This is a genomic window from Nocardioides daeguensis (assembly GCF_019192965.1).
In the GTDB taxonomy this organism is placed as follows: domain Bacteria; phylum Actinomycetota; class Actinomycetes; order Propionibacteriales; family Nocardioidaceae; genus Nocardioides; species Nocardioides daeguensis.
Genome location: NZ_JAHTKU010000005.1, coordinates 93,231 through 111,332, shown reverse-complemented (window position 1 = coordinate 111,332; position 18,102 = coordinate 93,231). Strand labels below are relative to the sequence as shown.

Annotated in this window: 20 protein-coding genes; 14 read left to right on the top strand and 6 right to left on the bottom strand. The window is 72.2% G+C overall.

The features are described from left to right. Positions 1–22: 22 nt before the first annotated feature. Entirely contained in the window at positions 23–919 is an 897-nt protein-coding gene (locus tag KU893_RS05090; RefSeq protein WP_218233262.1) for a LysR family transcriptional regulator, read from the bottom strand. Positions 920–964: 45 nt separating this feature from the next. Next, positions 965–1,636, bottom strand: a complete 672-nt coding sequence (locus KU893_RS05085) for a lipoyl protein ligase domain-containing protein (RefSeq protein WP_218233261.1) — start codon at positions 1,634–1,636, stop codon at positions 965–967. 141 nt (positions 1,637–1,777) lie between these two features. Here KU893_RS05085 and KU893_RS05080 point away from each other — a divergent pair, with 141 nt between their 5' ends. The 3 genes from KU893_RS05080 to KU893_RS05070 are packed head-to-tail and all read left to right on the top strand — an operon-like array spanning position 1,778 to position 3,062. Further along, positions 1,778–2,176 carry a DUF5994 family protein gene (locus KU893_RS05080; protein WP_218233260.1) on the top strand — a complete coding sequence of 133 codons (399 nt, stop codon included), beginning with the start codon at positions 1,778–1,780 and terminating at the stop codon, positions 2,174–2,176. Continuing rightward, positions 2,164–2,742, top strand: coding sequence for a DUF5994 family protein (locus KU893_RS05075; protein ID WP_218233259.1), 579 nt, complete (start codon positions 2,164–2,166; stop codon positions 2,740–2,742). The genes KU893_RS05080 and KU893_RS05075 overlap by 13 nt, the downstream gene beginning before the upstream one ends. After that, the gene (locus tag KU893_RS05070) at positions 2,739–3,062 is read left to right on the top strand and encodes a hypothetical protein (RefSeq protein ID WP_218233258.1); all 324 of its coding nucleotides are present in this window, start codon (positions 2,739–2,741) and stop codon (positions 3,060–3,062) included. Before KU893_RS05075 ends, KU893_RS05070 begins: the two co-directional genes overlap by 4 nt. A gap of 57 nt (positions 3,063–3,119) precedes the next feature. Here the strand turns inward: KU893_RS05070 and KU893_RS05065 are convergent, their stop codons facing one another. The 3 genes from KU893_RS05065 to KU893_RS05055 all read right to left on the bottom strand — a co-directional run bounded on the left by KU893_RS05065 (position 3,120) and on the right by KU893_RS05055 (position 5,462). Beyond that, a complete protein-coding gene (locus KU893_RS05065; protein ID WP_218233257.1) occupies positions 3,120–3,782 on the bottom strand; it encodes a LuxR C-terminal-related transcriptional regulator in 663 nt (220 codons plus the stop codon). A 189-nt stretch (positions 3,783–3,971) separates the two neighbouring features. Then, positions 3,972–4,694, bottom strand: a complete 723-nt coding sequence (locus KU893_RS05060; protein WP_218233256.1) for a GAF and ANTAR domain-containing protein — start codon at positions 4,692–4,694, stop codon at positions 3,972–3,974. Positions 4,695–4,745: 51 nt separating this feature from the next. Beyond that, a complete protein-coding gene (locus tag KU893_RS05055) occupies positions 4,746–5,462 on the bottom strand; it encodes a GAF and ANTAR domain-containing protein (protein ID WP_218233255.1) in 717 nt (238 codons plus the stop codon). A gap of 88 nt (positions 5,463–5,550) precedes the next feature. On the opposite strand from KU893_RS05055, the gene KU893_RS05050 reads away from it, so the two are divergent. The 8 genes from KU893_RS05050 to KU893_RS05015 all read left to right on the top strand — a co-directional run bounded on the left by KU893_RS05050 (position 5,551) and on the right by KU893_RS05015 (position 13,003). Next, on the top strand, positions 5,551–6,612 hold the full coding sequence (locus KU893_RS05050; protein WP_218233254.1) for a fatty acid desaturase family protein: 1,062 nt from the start codon (positions 5,551–5,553) through the stop codon (positions 6,610–6,612). Between the two features lie 97 nt (positions 6,613–6,709). Next, entirely contained in the window at positions 6,710–7,246 is a 537-nt protein-coding gene (locus KU893_RS05045; RefSeq protein WP_218233253.1) for a DUF5994 family protein, read from the top strand. A gap of 110 nt (positions 7,247–7,356) precedes the next feature. Further along, complete coding sequence (locus KU893_RS05040; RefSeq protein ID WP_257440866.1) at positions 7,357–8,778, top strand: NAD(P)/FAD-dependent oxidoreductase; 1,422 nt, start codon at positions 7,357–7,359, stop codon at positions 8,776–8,778. Continuing rightward, positions 8,775–9,116, top strand: coding sequence for a cupin domain-containing protein (locus KU893_RS05035; protein WP_218233252.1), 342 nt, complete (start codon positions 8,775–8,777; stop codon positions 9,114–9,116). Before KU893_RS05040 ends, KU893_RS05035 begins: the two co-directional genes overlap by 4 nt. Positions 9,117–9,211: 95 nt before the next feature. Next, positions 9,212–9,799: a hypothetical protein gene (locus KU893_RS05030; protein ID WP_218233251.1), complete on the top strand. Its 588-nt coding sequence runs from the start codon at positions 9,212–9,214 to the stop codon at positions 9,797–9,799. A gap of 6 nt (positions 9,800–9,805) precedes the next feature. Next, the gene (locus tag KU893_RS05025; protein ID WP_218233250.1) at positions 9,806–11,020 is read left to right on the top strand and encodes a hypothetical protein; all 1,215 of its coding nucleotides are present in this window, start codon (positions 9,806–9,808) and stop codon (positions 11,018–11,020) included. Positions 11,021–11,033: 13 nt separating this feature from the next. Continuing rightward, on the top strand, positions 11,034–12,002 hold the full coding sequence (locus KU893_RS05020; RefSeq protein WP_218233249.1) for a hypothetical protein: 969 nt from the start codon (positions 11,034–11,036) through the stop codon (positions 12,000–12,002). Between the two features lie 308 nt (positions 12,003–12,310). Next, positions 12,311–13,003 (top strand): NAD-dependent deacylase, encoded by a 693-nt coding sequence (locus KU893_RS05015; RefSeq protein WP_257440865.1) that lies wholly within the window; start codon positions 12,311–12,313, stop codon positions 13,001–13,003. A 57-nt stretch (positions 13,004–13,060) separates the two neighbouring features. On the opposite strand, the gene KU893_RS05010 is transcribed toward KU893_RS05015, so the two are convergent. Then, entirely contained in the window at positions 13,061–13,819 is a 759-nt protein-coding gene (locus KU893_RS05010) for a TetR/AcrR family transcriptional regulator (RefSeq protein WP_218233248.1), read from the bottom strand. A gap of 125 nt (positions 13,820–13,944) precedes the next feature. On the opposite strand from KU893_RS05010, the gene KU893_RS05005 reads away from it, so the two are divergent. The 3 genes from KU893_RS05005 to KU893_RS04995 all read left to right on the top strand — a co-directional run bounded on the left by KU893_RS05005 (position 13,945) and on the right by KU893_RS04995 (position 18,094). Further along, positions 13,945–16,119, top strand: coding sequence for an MMPL family transporter (locus KU893_RS05005; protein ID WP_218233247.1), 2,175 nt, complete (start codon positions 13,945–13,947; stop codon positions 16,117–16,119). A gap of 72 nt (positions 16,120–16,191) precedes the next feature. Beyond that, positions 16,192–17,478, top strand: coding sequence for a M15 family metallopeptidase (locus tag KU893_RS05000; RefSeq protein ID WP_218233246.1), 1,287 nt, complete (start codon positions 16,192–16,194; stop codon positions 17,476–17,478). Further along, a complete protein-coding gene (locus tag KU893_RS04995) occupies positions 17,465–18,094 on the top strand; it encodes a hypothetical protein (RefSeq protein ID WP_218233245.1) in 630 nt (209 codons plus the stop codon). Before KU893_RS05000 ends, KU893_RS04995 begins: the two co-directional genes overlap by 14 nt. Positions 18,095–18,102 lie beyond the last annotated feature (8 nt).

Below are 18,102 nucleotides of genomic sequence, written 5' to 3'. Positions count from 1 at the left end.
CAATGCCTAGTTCTCGGCTGATCTATGCATCCGAAACATGGATCTTCCGACTGGCCCTGAGCACGTGCTCACGGAAGTGCGCGGACGCCGGCGGCAGGCTGCGGTCGCGGACCCAGGCCAGCCCGATCTCGCGGGACGCGCGCACGTCCGTGACCCGCAGGGAGGGCGCGGCCGGTGACGCGCCGCCGCGCGGCTCGGGCAGCAGGGCGACGCCGAGGCCGGCCGACACCAGGCCGCGCAGGGTCTCGACCTCCTCGCCCTCGAACCCGATCCGCGGCGCGAAGCCGACCTCGGCGCAGAGCTCCTCGGTCACCGCGCGCAGGCTGAATCCCGGCTTGAGCACGATGAACTGCTCGTGGGCCACGTCCGCGAGGCGCGCGGTGCGCCGGTGCGCGAGGCGGTGGTCCGGCGGTACGACGAGCCGCAGCGGCTCGAGGAAGAGTCGCCGGCTCTCCAGGGTGGCCAGCTGCGGCCGGTCGCCGGTGATCGCGAGGTCGACCGCGCCGCCGAGCAGGTCGCCGATCAGGCCCTCGTCGCCGTGCTGGCGCAGGTCGAAGCGCACCTGGGGCCGCTTGGCGCGGAACTCGCGGATCAGCCCGGGCACCAGCCAGGTGCCGAGGGTGTGCAGGAAGGCGACCGGCACGAACCCGCCGTCCGGCGCGGTGATGTCCCGCACCGAGCGCACCCCCCGCTCGTAGGACTCGACGGTCTCGCGGGCGTGGACGGCCAGCTCGCGTCCGGCCGGCGTCAGCACCAGTCCGCGCCCGACCCGCTGGAACAGCGGCGTGCCCACCTCGCGCTCGAGCCGCGCCAGTGCGCGGGACACGGCGGGCTGGGTGCGGTGGACCTGCTCGGCCGTCTCGGTCACGGTGCTGCCGTCAGCCACGGCCAGGAATGCGCGGATGGTGTCCAGCTCCATGGACCTATGTTCTCAGTGCATGGGTTGTCTGCGACGTTGAGGAGGTCAGGGGAGCGAGCCCAGCTCCTCGAGGATCGCGGTGCGCAGCTCGGCGAGGTGGGGGCCCACACCGGTGGCCCGGTCGACCAGGTCCGCCCCGGCAGCCGCCCGGTCGGCGGCCGTCAGGTCGAGCAGGTCGAGGACGTCGTACGGGTCCCACCGGTCGTAGGCGATGCACTGGAACCGCGCTCCCGCCTTGGTGCGCCGCTGCGAGATGCCGACCAGCTTGCGGTCGCCGACCAGCACCTCGCCCGGGCCGAGCGCCGCGAAGCAGACCAGCCGTCCCCACGGCGTCTGCTCGAGCCCGCCGCGATAGAGCTCGGAGGCGATCCCCAGCCGCGCGAGGGCGCGCTGCCACGCCTCCCCGAGCCAGTACGTCGACGCGCGCACGTCGTCGCTCCACCGCTCGTCGTGCCGGGGCACCACGACATCGACCCACACCGAGCGCGCGGGGTCGACGTGGACGGCGCCGCCGCCGCTGCGCCGTCGTACGACGTCCACGCCGGCGGCTGCCGTCGCGGCAGCGTCCGCGGTGGTGGGGTCCTGGGCGCTGCCGAGCACCAGGGCCGGGGCCGAGGGCTCGAAGGACCAGACCTCGGCCTCGGCGAGGTCGTCGGGGATCACGCGGGCGTGGAAGTCCGCGATCGAGCCGGTGACGTGGCGCAGCTGCACGCTCATGGATTGTGCCGCAACGGGCGACGGAGGCCCGGCAGGGACCGGACGTGGAGCGGGCCGGGCCGGTGGCGGGAGACGTAGGATGGAGGAAGACCGCCTTCGCAGCACAACCGGTGCCGTGGAGGCGCAACGAGAGGCGGCGCCATGGGTGCCCGCGACTTCGCCTACCCGCATCGCTACCCGGATGCCCTCGGCGCCCTCCGGCTGCACCTGACCGACGTCCCCCATGTCGCCCTGGTCGACGGGATCTGGTTGCCGTACAGCTGTGACCTGGTCCGGGAGGGCGCCCACCTGGTCGACCAGTTCCCATCGTCGCGGGGGCGCATCGACCGGCTCGTATACGCACCGGGCGACTGGGACGTCGTCGCGAGCGAGATCTTCACGCGGCACGGGAGGATCAAGGTCGGCTTCCTGCCCGGTGCGCGAGGCCGCGGCGTGGTGCTGTTGCGCCTGACGACCTCCGAGGTGCTGCGGATCCGCATCGCCTGGCCCGAACGCGGCCCCGACGGTGAGCTCGGAACGATCGGTGCGTGGCCGACGTGACGGGCGGTGCCGAGATCCGTCCTATCCCAGCGGTGGATCCGGCACCGGGAGGTGAGCCGGTCCGGCTGAGCATGGCGCGCACCCTGGGGGTCAATCGACTCGACGGAGGCTGGTGGCCCCGGAGCCGGAACCTCGCCGTCGAGCTGGCCGATCTCGTCGGCCAGCTGCGTGCCGAGCAGCCTCTCGTGCGCGACGGCATCGTCAGGGCACGATTCTCCACGGCCGACTGGGACCCTGTCCCCCGGCGCGTGGCGGTGGCCGGAGGTTGGGTCACGGCGGAGCCGCTCCCCGCGGACGATGGTCACCTGGTCGAGCTGACGACCGCGGGCGGCACCGCGCTTCGCCTGCTCGTCGTGCCACCGGGCTTCAGCGCCGGCCAGGGTGCCGAGGCCCTTCTTGCCGCCGCGACCGCAGGCAACGCCCACGCCGCGACGGACCTTCTCGCCGTCGTCGCCGAGACCGCCGACGTCGACCCTGCCGATCGCTGGGAGGACGTCGGCGGGGCGTGGTGGGGAGACGACGCGACCGCTCCGTCGTTCCGGCCGGCACCGGGGGTGGGCGAATGATGAGGTTCCTGGTCGAGTCCGTGCCTCCGGGGCGCCCGGCGTGGTGGCTCATCGACGACGACGGGCTCGTGCTCGCCTGGTCCGGCAGGACCTTCGACACCCTGGCCGTCGCCGACCACGCCGCGCACCGGTTCCGCGTCGAGCACGCGGGTCGGGAGTACCGCATGCAGCCACGGCCCGGCGGCTCCTGGCGGTGGACCGCCTGGAACCGGGCCGGCGAGCGGATCGCCGTGTCCGGAGACTGGTTCAAGAGCCGTGCGGGCGCTGAGCACGCGGCGCGCGAGTGTGGCGACGTCGTCGGGGCGGCGATCGGTCCCTGACGGCCGTCGTCGAGGCCGTCCCGGACCGTCCCGGACCGGGCCGGGCCGGGCCGGGGATCAGGACGGGGGAGGCTGCCAGGCCACCCGGTGGGCCGCGCCGACGGCCGCGAGCTGCGACGACATCTCGAGCTTCGCGAGGATCGACTTGACCTGACTGCGCACGGTCGCCTCGACCACCACGCGGGCCCGGGCGATGTCCCGGACCTGGTCGCCGCGCATCAACGCGCCCAGGACCTCCTTCTCGCCCGGGGTCAGACGATCCAGCCGCCCGCGGATCGACCGCGTCTCCTCCCGATCCGCGAGTGCGGCGACGACCAGCGTCGCCCGCTGCTCGGCCGCCATCAGGGGCAGCCCGTCACGAACCCGTCGCGCCGTCGTGATCAGCTGGGCCAGGGAGCAGGTCTTGTGCAGCACGTCCTGGGCTCCCTGCCGCACGGCCTCGCCCCACAGGAAGCGGTCCCGGGACTCGGTGAGCAGCACCACGGCTGCTCCCGAGGCCGTCAACGGTGCGATCAGGCGGAGGCCGTTGCCGGCCCGCCCGAGAGTCTGCTCGAGCAGCACGAGCCGCCCGGCGCTCCGCAACCCGGCGGCGAGCACGCTCGCCGGGGAGGCGTCGCGGTCACGGAGTTCCACCGAGCTGACGATGAACCCGTCGCGCTCCAGGGTCAGCGCGAGCGAGTCGGCGAAGAGCGTGTGGTGGTCGATGATCGTGATGCGCATCGGACGCCGACGGACGATGGACGGAACCGGCACGATGGACGACATGAGACCCCCAGGGCGAGCTGCGTAGGTGACTCGCAGGGTCCGGGCGGGTCTTGCGCCCTGTCTACCAGCCGGTGTTGCCGCGCGCCAGAGTCAATGGGTGGGACGAACGACGGCGTGCCCGTGGCTGCGCGCTGGGTCCTGGTCTCAGGAACGGGGGAGCTGATCGCCCGTGAGCGAGCGGTCGACCACCTGGCGCGCGACGTCCTTCACTGGGAGGTTGTTGCGACGGCTGTATCCCCGCATCATCTGGAAGGCCACGTCGACGTCGACGTCGGCGCTCGCCATCAAGACGCCCTTGGCCTGCTCGATCAGTACCCGGTTCGCGAGTGCGGTCTGGAGCTGTTCGGCGATCAGCCCGGACTGGCGGACTGCGCGCTCCTGGAGGAGGCCGATGGTGGCGATGTCGGCGAGGGCCTGGCCGAGCGCCAGGTCGTCGTCGCTCAGTCGGGAGTCGGCGGTGCAGAACAGGTTCATGGCGCCGACGACGGACTCCCGCAGGCGCAGGGGGATGGCGTGCGCGGACTGGAAGCCGACCTCCGCGAGCGCGGTGCTGAACCGCGGCCACCGGGAGCGTGCCCGCTGGCTCCCCACGTTGACGATCGCCCGCCCGGTCTCGAGGCAGTCGAGGCAGGGGCCTTCGTCGTTCTGGAGTTCGAGGAGCTCGAGGAGCTCCGCCTGGTCGCTCGTCGACGCCACGACGTGCAGGACCCCGCGCGTGTCGATCAGGATCACCCCCGCGGCATCGGCGTCCAGGAGCTCGACGCTCCGCTCGGTGAGCGTCGAGAGGAAGTCCAGGGCGTCGAACTCGTCGACCAGGGTGTCAGCGAGCTCGACGAACACCCGGGTGAGTCGTTGTTCGCTCGTCATCGCGATCGCACCTCGCTGGTCGGGACCGGCGCGGGACGCCGGTGCTTGTACTCAATCATCCTCGTTCTCCTCGGGATGGATGTGCACCCGACCCGCCAGGACCTCGCGGGCGACGTGCACCAGGGACTGCTCGGTAGCGAAGGCGTGGGCGCGCATGAGGAGCAGGGCGTCGGCGATGGCGACCGAGGCCGTCACGGAGAGGAAGCCGGTGGCCTGGTGGACCACCGCCCGGTACGCCACCGGCTCCCCGAGCTCGGGGGGCAGCGTGCCCCGCGGCCACACCTGTTCCTGCAGGCGGAGCAGGACGACCACCGCGGCAGCGCCGTATGCCCGAGCCGCCGTTGTCCGGTCCGGGTCCAGCCGCCCCGGGGTCGAGCGGTAGAGGCACAGACTGCCGAGCCTGACCCCGCCCACCTGGAGGGGCAGGGCGGTCACAGCTCGGATCCCTGCCGCCAGCGCTGAGGACGAGAACGCGGACCACCGCGCCCGGACGGCGCTGTCGAGGTCGTCGTGGTCGACGGTCCGGTTGGTGCGCGCCGCGTCCAGGCTCGGTCCCTCGCCGAGGTCGAACTGCAGCTCCTCGAGCCACGACGCCAGCGGTCCCGAGGTGCCGACCACCGCCTGGGACCCGTCGTCGTTCATGAGCGTGATGCCGGCGCCGGCCAGGTCCAGGGACCGGGCGCAGTCCACGCACAGCAGGTCGGGGAGCGATCGGCCGGTGCCGTCGGCGGCGCCGATCGCGGCGAGGATCTGCGTCGTCGTCCTCACGCTTCCGCCCCTCGGGCCGCAGGAGTAGTCTCGAATGCAAAGCCACCTCGGACCCCGGCGGCGCCACCTGCGAGCAGCCGGGAGTGTCATGTCGACCACCGATTCGGTGCACCCACCGCCGCGCAGTGACTACGGCGAGCTGGTGCGTGAGATCAGGCGTAGAGGCCTTCTCCACCCTAGACCCGACTACTACCTGAGGCTCGGTGCCCTCGACGTGGGGTGCCTGGCCGCGCTCGTCCTCGCCCTCGTGGCGCTGCGGGACTCGTGGTGGGCCGTCGCGCTGGCCCCCGCCTTCGCGGTCGTGTCGACCCAGATCGCGTTCCTCTCGCACGACGCCGCCCACCGCCAGGTCGTCCGGGGCCGCCGTGCCACGATGGTCGCCTGCCTGGTGCTCGGCAACATGCTCAACGGCCTGAGCTACGGGTGGTGGGTCGCCAAGCACGACGCGCACCACGCCCACCCCAACGACCCGGCGACGGATCCGGACGTCGCGCCCGGCGCGTTCGTGTTCGACCCGGCGCAGGCCGGCGATCGCGCTGGTGCCGCGGCGTGGATGACCCGGCACCAGGCGGTCTTGTTCTTCCCCCTGCTCACGCTCGAGGCGTTCAACCTGCGCGTGGAGGGGGCGCGCGCGCTGCTGCGGACCGGGTTCCGGAACCGGTCGGTCGAGGCGGTTCTCCTGGTCGGTCACGTCGCGCTCTACCTCGGCCTGGTGATCAGCACGCTCACCTGGGTGCAGGGCCTCGTGTTCGTGGTCGTCCACCAGGCCCTGTTCGGTGTCTACCTCGGGTGCTCCTTCGCCCCGTCGCACAAGGGCATGCCCGTGCCCACCGCGGTGCAGAGCGCGGACCCCCTGCTCCGCCAGGTGGTGTGCTCCCGCAACATCCGGGGCGGGCCCTTCCTCGACCTCGCCCTCGGCGGCCTCAACCTGCAGATTGAGCACCACCTGTTCCCGAGCATGCCGCGGCCCAACCTCAGGTTGGCGCAGCCGATCGTGCGCCGGCACTGCCAGGAGCGCGACATCCCGTACGCCGAGGCCACGCTGGTGGCGTCGTATGGATCCGGGCTCCGGCACCTGCGCCAGGTCGGGACGGCGCTGCGGCTGCGCACCGGCACGGCGGGTGGGTCGAGACCGGGGTGCGACCGATGAGATCGATCCGTCCCTTGGGGGCCGAGGTAGCGTTGAGGTCAATCAGGCTGCGAGGACTGGCCCACCCGGCCGACAGGGCAGCACAGAGGGAGACGTCATGACGACGTCATCTGAACAGTCATCCGCACGATCGACCGACCGGGTCCCCCTGCGGATCCGGCTCGACAACGGATTCCCGTCACGACCGCTCGACGGCGCCTGGTGGCCGCAGTCGCGCGACCTGCAGGTCGAGTGCGCCGATCTCATCGACCACTTCCCCGGCCTCGTCGGCCGCCCCGCGCGACTGCTGTTCTCGCGGCCGGACTGGGACGCGGCGGCGGGAGGTCCGTCGGCGCGCACGATCAGGGCGGCACGGGGACCCGTGAAGGTGGGTTCCTTCCCGAACGACGACACGCACCTCATGATCGTCGTCATGTCCTCGCGTGAGCGCCTGCGGTTGCTGGTGATCCCCAGCAGCATGGAGCCCGACATCGCGCGGACCCTGATGGCCGAGGCTGCGGACGAGCGGAACACCAGGTCGGCAGCCGCCCTGCTCGCGACGGCACGCCTCCATTCCGGCGGCGTCTCGCCCTTCGCCACCAGCGTCTGGGAGGACGAGGGCGGAGCCGAAGGACGGAGCACGGCGTCGGCCTAGCGTCGGGGTGGAGGATCCCGTCGGTGGGCGCGACGATGTGTAACGTCGCCGACCGAACACGTGACAGTGCGTCACTGGCGGTCGGGAGTGCGGTCCGCGAGGGTGGCGGGGTGACTGCCACCATTTCGGGGACCGTCTTCTCACGTACGCCCACCGACCGGGCCGCCGTCGACCATGCCCTCGTCGGCGTCCGCGACGCCTGCTTCTGGATCGACGACCTCGGCGAGGTACCCGTCCGCCCGCCCCTGCGCAGGGCGATCGAGACCGACCTGCTGGTCGTGGGCGGCGGCTACACGGGCCTGTGGACAGCCGTTCGGGCCCAGCAGCGCGAGCCCGGCCGCCGGGTCGTGCTGATCGAGGCCGAGCGGATCGGCTGGGCGGCATCGGGTCGCAACGGCGGGTTCTGCGCGGCGAGCATCACCCACGGCGAGGAGAACGGCCGGTCCCGCTGGCCCGGGCAGTACGACGAGCTGGAGCGGCTCGGGATCGCCAACCTGGACGCCATCGAGGCGAGCGTCGAGCAGTACGCCATGGACTGCGACTACGAGCGCACCGGCGAGCTGGACGTGGCCATCGAGCCGCACCAGGTCGCCGACCTGCGGGCGAGCGGCGCCGACGTGCTGGAGGCCGACGAGGTCCGCGCGCTGCTCGACAGCCCGACGTACCTCGCCGGCGTCCTCGACCCCGACGTCGCGATGGTCCACCCGGCCAAGCTCGCCCGCGAGCTCGCCCGGGTCGCGGCTGAGCTCGGCGTCGAGATCTTCGAGGGCACCCGCGCCACCGGGATCTCCGGCGCCGGCAAGCGCGGTCCGGTCACGGTGACGACCACCGCCGGCACCATCAGCGCCCGACGCGTCGCGTTGGCCACCAACGTCTTCCCGAGCCTGCTCGCGCGCTACCGCATGCACACCGTCCCGGTCTACGACTACGCCCTCATGACCGAGCCGCTGAACGCCGACCAGCTCGCGTCGATCGGCTGGGAGGGCCGCCAGGGGGTGGGCGACCTGGCCAACCAGTTCCACTACTACCGGATCAGCCGGGACAACCGGATCCTGTGGGGCGGGTACGACGCGATCTACCACTACGGCCGCAAGGTCTCGCCGGCCTACGAGCACCGTCCGACGACCTACCGTCGCCTGGCGGAGCACTTCCTCACCACCTTCCCGCAGCTGGAGGGCCTGCGGTTCAGCCACCAGTGGGCCGGCGCGATCGACACCTCGACCCGGTTCTGCGCCTTCCACGGACGGGCCATGAACGGCCGCGTCGCCCACACCGCCGGCTTCACCGGCCTCGGGGTGGGGGCGTCCCGGTTCGCGGCCGAGGTGATGCTCGACCGCCTCGCCGGCCTCGACACCGAACGCACCCGCCTCGACATGGTGCGCCGGATGCCGGTGCCCTTCCCGCCGGAGCCGATCGCCTCGATCGGCATCCAGGCCACCCGTCGGGCGCTGGACCGGGCCGACCACCGCGGCGGCCGCCGAAACGCCTGGCTGCGCACCCTCGACAAGCTCGGGCTGGGGTTCGACTCGTGAGCGCCGCTGACCACGCGAGCTCGCGGATCGTCGACGCGACGGCGCTCGAGGTCCCGCACGAACCGGCCGACGACATCGTCGCGGGTACGCCGACGACGGGCCTTGTCGAGCTCGGCACCTTCCGTGACGTGGCGCTCGGCATCTGGGAGATCACGCCCGGCGTGGTCCGCGACGTCGAGGCCGACGAGGTGTTCGTCGTCCTCGAGGGCGAGGGCGCGGTGCGTTTCGAGGACGGCAGCGAGATCGAGCTCGCACCGGGCGCGATCGTCCGGCTGCACGAGGGCGAGCGCACCGAGTGGACCATCCGCACCCGGCTGCGCAAGGTCTACCTGGCGTAGGTGCCTGCGGTTTGTCCCGGCGAGCCTCCGGGTAGGTCACGCCAGGTTCGCGCCGCGTCCATCGGGGGCCACGCGACGTCGGAAGGAGTGGCCTCATGGGTGACGAGGACTACAGCAAGGACGAGCTGCGTCAGATCGACACCAACATCGAGCGCATCTTCTACGCGGCTCGGCACGCGGTCCCGGAGGCGGCCGGCAAGCTCTCGGGCGCTGCGAACCACCTGTCGGAGGCGCTGGCCACGCTCAACGTCCAGGCGGCGAAGACCGGAGATCCCGCCATCCTGCGCACCCTGCTTCAGCTGGGAGAGGCGATCTTCGCCGAGCTGCGGGTGGGCGTGCAGTCGGCCAACGACTTCGCTGCATCGCTCGAGCTGACCGGACAGGACTACAAGGTCACCGACCAGGGCTCCTACGACGCCATGGCACCGTTCGTCAAGGAGATGGACCAAGGTGCCCAGGCCTACGTCCCCCCGCAGCTCGATGACCGGCTCGGCGCGCCCGGCGCCACCGACCACGTCCCCTTCGTCGGCCCCGTCGCGCCGGGCCAGGGCGGACCCGACGTCGACGTCCAGGTCCCATCCACGGGAGGCCCGGACGGTGCTCCGTCGAGCGATGCCGACAACCGCCGGCAGAACGAGCTGGACAGCGAGTCCACGCACAACCAGCAAGAGCGGACCTGGTGAGGACCCATGACCTTCGACAAAGCCACCTTCGAGGCCACCCTCGACGAGATCGAGACGCTGCTCGGCTACGTCCGCGGCAACGAGAACGTCTGGGACGTCTTCCAGCAGATGCTCGAGATCCAGCGCGGCATCATGGGAACCGACGGCTACGCCGGGTTCGAGACGATCTACGTCGACCGTGAGTACCCGGCCGTGCCGTGTCCGGACAAGGGCTACGCCCTCCAGCCGAGCGGGCTGTGGCAGATCGACCTGCCGATCCCGGTGGGAAGCACGGACTTCGCGGCGTACAAGAACGAGTACATCTCGCACCTGAAGACGCAGCTCGACTGGGCCTACGAGGAGGGGCAGGCCTGGGCGAGCGGCATCGCGGGCTACTGCAAGAGCGTGTGCGACCGGATCACCAGCCCGGTCGTCGGCGAGTACGCCGCCGCGATCCGCGAGATCGGCACCCACGTCATCCAGGAGCTCACCACCGGCCCCGACAGTGACACGCGCGCATTCGGAGGGGACTGGGGAAAGGTGGGCGTCATCGTCAGGGACTGGCAGAGCAACGCCGGCAACAACGCCGAGGAGTTCTACAACGAGTTCTCCGACGTCGTCATGATCCTGGCGAACTTCACCGGGTGGATGAACTACGGCTTCTGCTCGGTCGCGACCCTGATCCAGGGCACCCAGCAGTCGCTGGCCGACTTCGTGCACGGCCTGAAGCAGGCCCTGGTGGATCAGCTGCACGAATGGCGCGACCTCCACCGCCCGCCGTTCTCCGAGCCCGAGCTGCCGCCCGAGTGGGTCGGCGACATCACCCGGCTCGGCGGCGACGTGCTGGCGATCGTCGAGGGCAAGGTCCCTGTCGTGGGCAACATCGTCGAGAAGGTCGACTCGGCCATCACCGACTTCGAGCAGTACAAGGCCGTCGGTGAGGACCTGATGGCGCTGTTCGACATCTCGGTCAAGCCCAAGAAGCAGGACAAGACGGTCTTCCTCGCCACGGCCGACCAGATCTACACGACGCTCACCGAGGTGCTCTACACCGATCATTACCAGGCGTTCATGGACGCGCTGGACAACATGCAGTCGGGTACGGTGCCGGAGGGCCTCCCGACGCCGGACGCCGCCAAGGATGGCGGCGGCACCTTCGGGGGGAAGTCGATCTGGGACGAGTGGAGCTCGGACAGCTGGGCCGGCTTCCCGGCGGTCTCGTCCGACCAGCCGCTCTCCTGAGGAGTCCCCGCCGATGCACACCCCGCTCCGTCTGGCGGCCGCGGTCGTCGCGCTCGTCCTGCCGGGTGGGTTGGTCGCCTGCTCGCCCGACGACAGGCCTGTCGACCCCGACCCGTCGGCATCGACCCCGCTCGACGTACGCAACCCCGACCCGGCCACCGAGTACGACGGTTGGTCGGCCGTCGACGTGTGCCGGCTGCTCCAGGGGGCGGGCTCCCGGACCGGCTTGGACATGGTCGACCCCCAGGCCGATCCTGATGCGGTCACCGGCCCCGGTTGCGTCGCCGACACGGCCGGGATCGGAACGGTGAGGGCATCGGTGCTCGTGCCGTTCCGGGCCGACGCGTTGCGGGGCGCGGGCTACGAGCGGGTCACGTTCGACGGTGCGGCCGGCTGGCAGAGGGCACCTGGCGGGGGCGGCTGCGAGGTCCTGCTGCCGACGAGCACGTCGCGGGGCGTGGTCCTCGAGCTCGATGACAGCGACGCCTGCGGGACGCTCGACCAGCTGGCCGGCGGCGTCGTGGCGCTGATCGGGGAGGACCCCCGTGCGGTCGACCGCACGACCGGACCTCCGCCCGCCTGCCAGCTGCTCGTCCCGGTCGCCGCGCCACAGTACGCCGACGCGACGGCGACCTACTGCGCGATCGACGGCGGGCCGTCCCTCGTCCTGACGGCGGACCCGTCACGGCCCTCCGGCGACGAGCTCGTCCGGCGGGCGGAGCGGACGATCGCGGGGCGGTCCGTGTCGCTGCGGGAGATGCGACCCACGACGCGCACCTACGCGAAGGGCAGGCGCGAGTGCGTGGGTGTGTGGGAGGTGCCGGGACCGGGCCGGCCGTCGTACGCCAAGCTCTCCGGGGCGAGCTGCCGCGACGTCGCGGCGATGGCGCGCACGATCGTCCCGGCCAGTCTGCTCACCGGCCGGCCGCCGTCGACGACCGCGCCGTTCTACCGCGACGACGAGGCCGTCCCGGGGGAGTAGCGGTCAGGCCGGTACCCCCAGCGCCTCCCGTACGACGCCCGCGAGCTCGTCGCGCGCCCCGCCGGTGAGGCTCTCTTCGTCGACTCCGCCGCCTACCGGTGGCGGGCGTGGGACGAGGTCGCAGTCAGCGGCTACTGGACCGGCCGGTACGACGAGGGCCTGGTCGCCGCACGTCGTGCGCTCGCGGCCCACCCCCGACGACTCCCGGTTGCGGGCGAACGTCGACTGGTGCGAGCGGGGACTGGCTGCGCAGCGTGAACCCGTGGACGGGTGACGGCGGTCACGAGCGGGGCGGGTAGCCTCCGATCGTGCCCCAGATCGTCGTCCTCACCGGTGCCGGCATCTCCGCCGAGAGCGGGGTGCCGACCTTCCGCGACGCCGACGGGCTGTGGGAGGGCCATCGGGTCGAGGACGTCGCCACGCCGGAGGGCTTCGATCGCGACCGGGCGCTGGTGCAGCGCTTCTACGACGAGCGCCGCGCCTCGCTCGCGGACGTCGAGCCCAATGCCGCGCACCGGGCCCTCGCCGAGCTCGAGGGGACGCTCGGGACCGGCCTGCTGGTCGTCACCCAGAACATCGACGACCTCCACGAGCGCGCGGGCTCGCGCAACGTCATCCACATGCACGGCGAGCTGCTCAAGGCGCTGTGCCGCTCCTGCGGCGTCGCGTCCCCGTGGTCCGGCACCCTCGTCGACGAGCCGGCCTGCCCGGACTGCGGCGTGCGCGAGCTGCGCCCGGACGTCGTCTGGTTCGGCGAGGTGCCCTACGAGATGGACCGGATCGCCGACGCTCTCGCCGAGGCCAGCATCTTCGTCTCGATCGGTACGTCGGGCGCGGTCTACCCGGCCGCCGGCTTCGTCCAGCACGCCCGTCGCCACGGTGCCCGCACGCTCGAGCTCAACCTCGAGCCCAGCGAGGGCAGCCACTTCTTCCACGAGTCCCGGCAGGGCCGGGCCGGAGACCTGGTGCCGCGGTGGGCGCGCGAGGTGCTCTGGAGCTGACCGGGTCGGGGCCGGGAGTCAGGGCCGGGAGTCAGGGGCGGGAGTCAGGGGCGGGAGTCAGGGGCGGGCCAGCTCCTCGTCGAGGATGGTCGTGATCCGCTCCCGCTCGTCGTGCAGCCCCAGCGGCTCGAGCCAGTCCAGCAGCGTGGCCCGGAACAGCTGGCCGGACTCGATCACCCGCGGGTCGCAGTGGCCGGTGGACTCGAGGGTGACCACCCCGTACAGCGCCGACCAGGCGCGCATGTAGACCCAGAGCAGGCCTCGGTCCTCGGTGGGGATGTGGTCGGACTTCGCCGGGATCAGCGGGTCGAGCACCGCCTCGCGGATCACCGGGTCAAGCTCGTCGAGCGCGGGGTACGGGAACCGGTAGATCTCCCAGATCTGCCAGAGCAGGTCGGTGAAGTAGTGGCCCGACGTCGACAGGGTCACCAGGTCGCGGCGCTCGGTGTCGGCGGCGACCGGGTTCGCGAAGACCAGGGCGAACCGCCGCGGCTTCGTCAGGGCCCACTGCCGGAAGCGGGTGCACGCCACGGCCAGCCGGGCCGCCGGATCGTCCTGCGGGAATCGGGCCGCGGCCTCGGCCCACTCGGCGGTCGCGGCCTTGTCGAGCTCGAAGGCGACCAGGTCGACGAGCTGCTGGTAGCTCGCGACATAGCGGTACAGCGCCGGCGCCGTCAGCCCCATCCCTGCCGCGACCGCGCGCAGGGACAGGTCCGCGCCCTCGTCGAGCAGGCGGGCCGAGACGGCGACGATCTCGTCGTACGTCGCCTCGCGCTGGCGTTCCCGACGGGTGGCGGGGGCACGGAGGTGCGGCACAGGACTCCTCGAGATGGCCCCGAGTCACCGGGGGCGAACGCTTGACGACCAAAGTTTACACTGTTTACAGTTAACGCCGTTCACGAAACTGACGGAGGTTCACTCGGCCTCCGGGAGGAGTCGTCATGATCGAGCGATGGGGCGCCCTGGTCGTGCGCCGGGCCGTGGCCGTGCTGCTGGTCGGGCTCGCGGTGACCGCGCTGGCAGCGGTCCTCGGCGTCGGCCTGGAGGACGACCTCTCGGCCGGCGGCTTCGACGACCCCGGCACCGAGTCGGCCCGCGAGCTCGCGCTCGAGCGCGAGACCTTCGGCAACCGGTCGATCGACGCCGTCGTGATCTTCTCCAGCGACGACGCCGAGGCGACCGACCCGGCGTTCCGGGCCGAGGTCGAGCGCACGGTCGCGGCGATCCCCGAGGACAGCGTCGTCTCGGTGCTGACCTGGTACGACGTCCAGGACCCCGCGATGGTGAGCAAGGACCGCCACGCGACGGCGGTCTACGTGTCGCTCGCCGGCGAGAGCCAGAACGACTTCATCGACGCGTTCGACCAGATGCGACCGGCCGTCGAGCACAGTGGGCTCCGGACCGACCTCGCCGGCCCGTACGCGGTCTACACCGATGTCAACGAGGAGACGAAGTCCGACCTGCTGCGCGCCGAGCTGGTGTCGATGCCGGTCGTCCTGATCCTGTCGCTCATCATCTTCCGCAGCGTCGTGGCGGCGCTGATGCCTCTCCTCGTCGGGCTGGTGGCCGTGCTCGGCGCCCGCGCCACGATCGCCGGGCTCAACCACCTGGTCGACGTGTCGATCTTCGCGCCCAACATCATCACGCTGCTCGGGCTCGGCCTCGCCATCGACTACGCCCTGTTCGTCGTCTCCCGGTTCCGCGAGGAGATCGCGCGCGAGCCGGCCGACACCCGGGGCGCCGTCGTCCGAACCATGGCCACGGCCGGCCGCACGGTGGCGTTCTCGGCGCTGACCGTCGCGGCGGCGATGAGCTCGCTCCTGGTGTTCCCCCAGACCTTCCTCAAGTCCATCGGGTACGGCGGCATCGCGGCCGTGCTCGTCGCGATGGTCGCCGCGCTGACGGTCCTGCCGGCGGTGCTGGCCCTGCTCGGTACCCGCATCGACGCGCTCCGGATCCCGTTCCTGCAGCGGGCGACCCCGGTCGAGACCGGCCACGGCGCCTGGGCCCGGCTCGCGCGCGCCGTGATGCGACGCCCGGTCGTGGTCGCCGCGGGCGTGGTCCTGGTGCTGCTGGCGGTCGCCTCGCCCTTCCTCGGCGTGAAGTGGGGCAGTGTCGACTACCGGGTGCTGCCCGCCGACACTCCGTCCCACCAGGCGTCCCAGCGGCTCAACGACGAGTTCGGCCCGGAGCGTTCGACCGCCAACGTCCTGCTCCGGGGCGCCGACGAGGAGGGCGTGGCGGCGTACACGGCCGCCCTGGGTGAGGTCCCCGGCGTGGTCGACGTCCGCCCAGTGGCGACCGAGGGTGACACGACCCTGCTCCGCGCCGCGTGGCAGGGCAACAGCCAGAGCGACCACTCGCAGCAGGTGGTCCGCGACCTGCGCGCCGTCGACGCGCCCGACGGCGCCGACGCGCTCGTCGGCGGCCTGACCGCCGACACCGTGGACCTGGCCGGCTCGGTCGGCGACCACCTCCCGCTGATGGGCCTGATCGTCGTCAGCGTGATGCTGGTGCTGCTCTTCCTCGCCTTCGGTTCGGTGGTGCTGCCCCTCAAGGCGGTGCTGATGAACGCGTTCTCGATCACCGCCTCCTTCGGGGTCGTCACGTGGATCTTCAGCGACGGCCACCTCGCCGACCTGCTCGGCTTCACGCCGCAGGGCTTCTTGGACCTCACCAACCCGATCGTGATGCTGGCCGTGCTGTTCGGCCTGTCGATGGACTACGAGGTCTTCTTGCTGTCACGGGTCCGCGAGCAGTGGGACCTCACCGGCGACAACGACCTCGCGGTGCAGACCGGGGTGCAGAAGACCGGCCGGATCATCACGAGCGCCGCCCTCCTGCTGGCGGTCGTGATCGGCGCCTTCAGCCTCAGCGGCGTGGTGTTCATGAAGATGCTCGGCCTCGGGATGCTGGTCGCGATCCTGGTGGACGCGACCGTGGTCCGCGCCCTGCTCGTCCCGGCGACCATGAAGCTCCTCGGGCGCTGGAACTGGTGGGCTCCCGCACCGCTCGCCCGGTGGTGGGAGCGGCACGGCTTCCGCGAGGGCGGCGAGGTGTCGGACCAGCCGCACGGCCGGGGCGTGGCGCGCTCCGAAATGGTGGAAGGTTCGTAATATCGCGCTTGTCATCTCCGTCCTTGCGGTGAGACGACACGGTCTCCGAGGTCCGTGAGGAGGGTTTCGCCGATGGTGGGTCAGGTGGCGTGGTCGCGAGGACGGCGGTCGGCACTGGGTGTGGTGTGCGCGTTGTCGGGGCTGGCGCTGGTCGCGACCGGTGGACCGGTGGCGGTGGCACAGGCCGCTCCCGCGGCGGTCGCCGTCCAGGCGGTCGAGCCCGTCGTCACGCTGTCGGCCGCTGCGGCGCGGGTCTGGGAGGACCGGGTGGTCCGGCTCGTCGGTGTCGTCACCGACCAAGGCGTGCCGGCCGGCGGGGTGGCGGTCGGACTGTGGTGGTCCCCGGCCGGCGCCGGCTCGTGGGCGCCCCTGGCCCAGGGCGTCGTCACCGATGCCGCCGGTGCGTACGCCGCCGACGTCAGCTGGCCCGATCCGGTCGGCGCGGTGGAGGTCGTCGCCCGCGCCGAGACCAACGGCGTGGAGGGCCACTCGCTCCCCGTGCCGCTCGTGGTCGACGATCGCCAGGTGGGGCTCGACGCGATGCCCTCGACCCGGGTCGTGGTCGATCGGGCGATCGCCTCGGGGGCTGTCGTACCGGCGGAGGCCGGTGTTGCGGTGAGCGTCGTCTACGAGCTGCCGGGGCGGGCGGCGGCCACGGCCGTCGCGCAGACGGACGCCTCCGGGCGGTTCACGGTGGAGCTGCCTGCCAGCGCGAGCACCGGGCGTCTCGGCATCCAGGCCATGACAGGTGGTCCGGGTGCCGACCTGGAGGCGTCGGCCGGCATGTCGTCGACGGTCCGCGCGGAGTTCGTCAGCACGACCCGCCCCGTCACGCGGCGCATGGTCCGCCACAGCTATCGCGCCGGCTGTCCGGTGGGCCCGCGGTCCCTGGTGGCGGTGAGGATGATCTACCGCACCTACCGGGACACCTACCGCTGGGGCGAGATGATCATGGCCAGGGGCGCCCAGGACGACATCCTCTCGGCGTTCGAGACGGCCTTCGACAGTGGCTTCCGGATCCGCCGGATGGTCCCGGTCGAGAAGTACAAGGGCTCTGATCCGGCTGCCATGCGGGCGAACAACACGAGCGCCTTCAACTGCCGTCACGTCACCGGTGACCCGTTCTCGCTCTCCCCGCACGCCTACGGCTCGGCGGTGGACATCAACACCGTCCAGAACCCCTACCAGGACGCCCGGGGGCGCTGGTGGCCGAGCGCCAACAAGTGGCTCGACCGGGGCCGGTCGCATCCGGGGATGATCAAGTCCGCCAGTCCTGTCCGGCTCGAGTTCGCGCGCCGCGGCTTCCAGTGGGGCGGCCTGTGGGCCCACAAGGACTGGCAGCACTTTGACCCCCGGTAGCCCACGCCGCACCGCTGCCGCCCTCGCGGTGCTGGCGATCGTGGCCCTCGCGCTCGGCGCCGGAGTCCTCGGCCTCGGCGCCCTGCGGGCGGCGAACACGGCGGGGGAGCGGTCGTCCGCACCGAGCTCGTCTCCCGCCGCGCCCGAGCCGGCGCCCTCGACCGGGACGCCCTCGACGGGGGCGCCCGTGGCGCTGCCGAGCCGGCCGGCGGCGTCGACGGCAGCGCCGTCGACCTCGGGGGAGCTCGGGGCCGACGACCTGCCGGCGCAGCTGCCCGGCGGCTATCAGCCCACCGCGGTGGCGGGCGGCGCCGAGGCGGGGTTCGTCGGCAACGGAACCCATGTCCGGGCCAAGGACCTCGCGACGGTGCTCGACCCGTTGCGCGTGCTGCGCGGCGCCGATGTGTTTCCCCGCGACCTGGTGGTCACCGAGGCCGTCCAGGGCACCTATCGCCAACCGCAGACCGGACAGGTCGCCAACGTGCTGTTGCTGACCCTGGACAGCCCGGACCAGGCGGCCCGCGTCGCGCGGGACAGTGCGGGCTGTGCGACGGACGCGGGTCGCCTCGAGGTCGAGCGGGACGGACGGCGGGTGCGGCTGACGGCCTTCGGGTGAGCGCCCCG

Bases quoted from the DNA above. Each gene is read 5' to 3' on its own strand.
- KU893_RS05090 (WP_218233262.1), bottom strand. From the start codon at position 919: ATGGAGCTGGACACCATCCGCGCATTCCTGGCCGTGGCTGACGGCAGC.
- KU893_RS05085 (WP_218233261.1), bottom strand. From the start codon at position 1,636: ATGAGCGTGCAGCTGCGCCACGTCACCGGCTCGATCGCGGACTTCCAC.
- KU893_RS05080 (WP_218233260.1), top strand. From the start codon at position 1,778: ATGGGTGCCCGCGACTTCGCCTACCCGCATCGCTACCCGGATGCCCTC.
- KU893_RS05070 (WP_218233258.1), top strand. From the start codon at position 2,739: ATGATGAGGTTCCTGGTCGAGTCCGTGCCTCCGGGGCGCCCGGCGTGG.
- KU893_RS05065 (WP_218233257.1), bottom strand. From the start codon at position 3,782: ATGCGCATCACGATCATCGACCACCACACGCTCTTCGCCGACTCGCTC.
- KU893_RS05060 (WP_218233256.1), bottom strand. From the start codon at position 4,694: ATGACGAGCGAACAACGACTCACCCGGGTGTTCGTCGAGCTCGCTGAC.
- KU893_RS05050 (WP_218233254.1), top strand. From the start codon at position 5,551: ATGTCGACCACCGATTCGGTGCACCCACCGCCGCGCAGTGACTACGGC.
- KU893_RS05045 (WP_218233253.1), top strand. From the start codon at position 6,710: ATGACGACGTCATCTGAACAGTCATCCGCACGATCGACCGACCGGGTC.
- KU893_RS05030 (WP_218233251.1), top strand. From the start codon at position 9,212: ATGGGTGACGAGGACTACAGCAAGGACGAGCTGCGTCAGATCGACACC.
- KU893_RS05025 (WP_218233250.1), top strand. From the start codon at position 9,806: ATGACCTTCGACAAAGCCACCTTCGAGGCCACCCTCGACGAGATCGAG.
- KU893_RS05020 (WP_218233249.1), top strand. From the start codon at position 11,034: ATGCACACCCCGCTCCGTCTGGCGGCCGCGGTCGTCGCGCTCGTCCTG.
- KU893_RS05005 (WP_218233247.1), top strand. From the start codon at position 13,945: ATGATCGAGCGATGGGGCGCCCTGGTCGTGCGCCGGGCCGTGGCCGTG.
- KU893_RS05000 (WP_218233246.1), top strand. From the start codon at position 16,192: ATGGTGGGTCAGGTGGCGTGGTCGCGAGGACGGCGGTCGGCACTGGGT.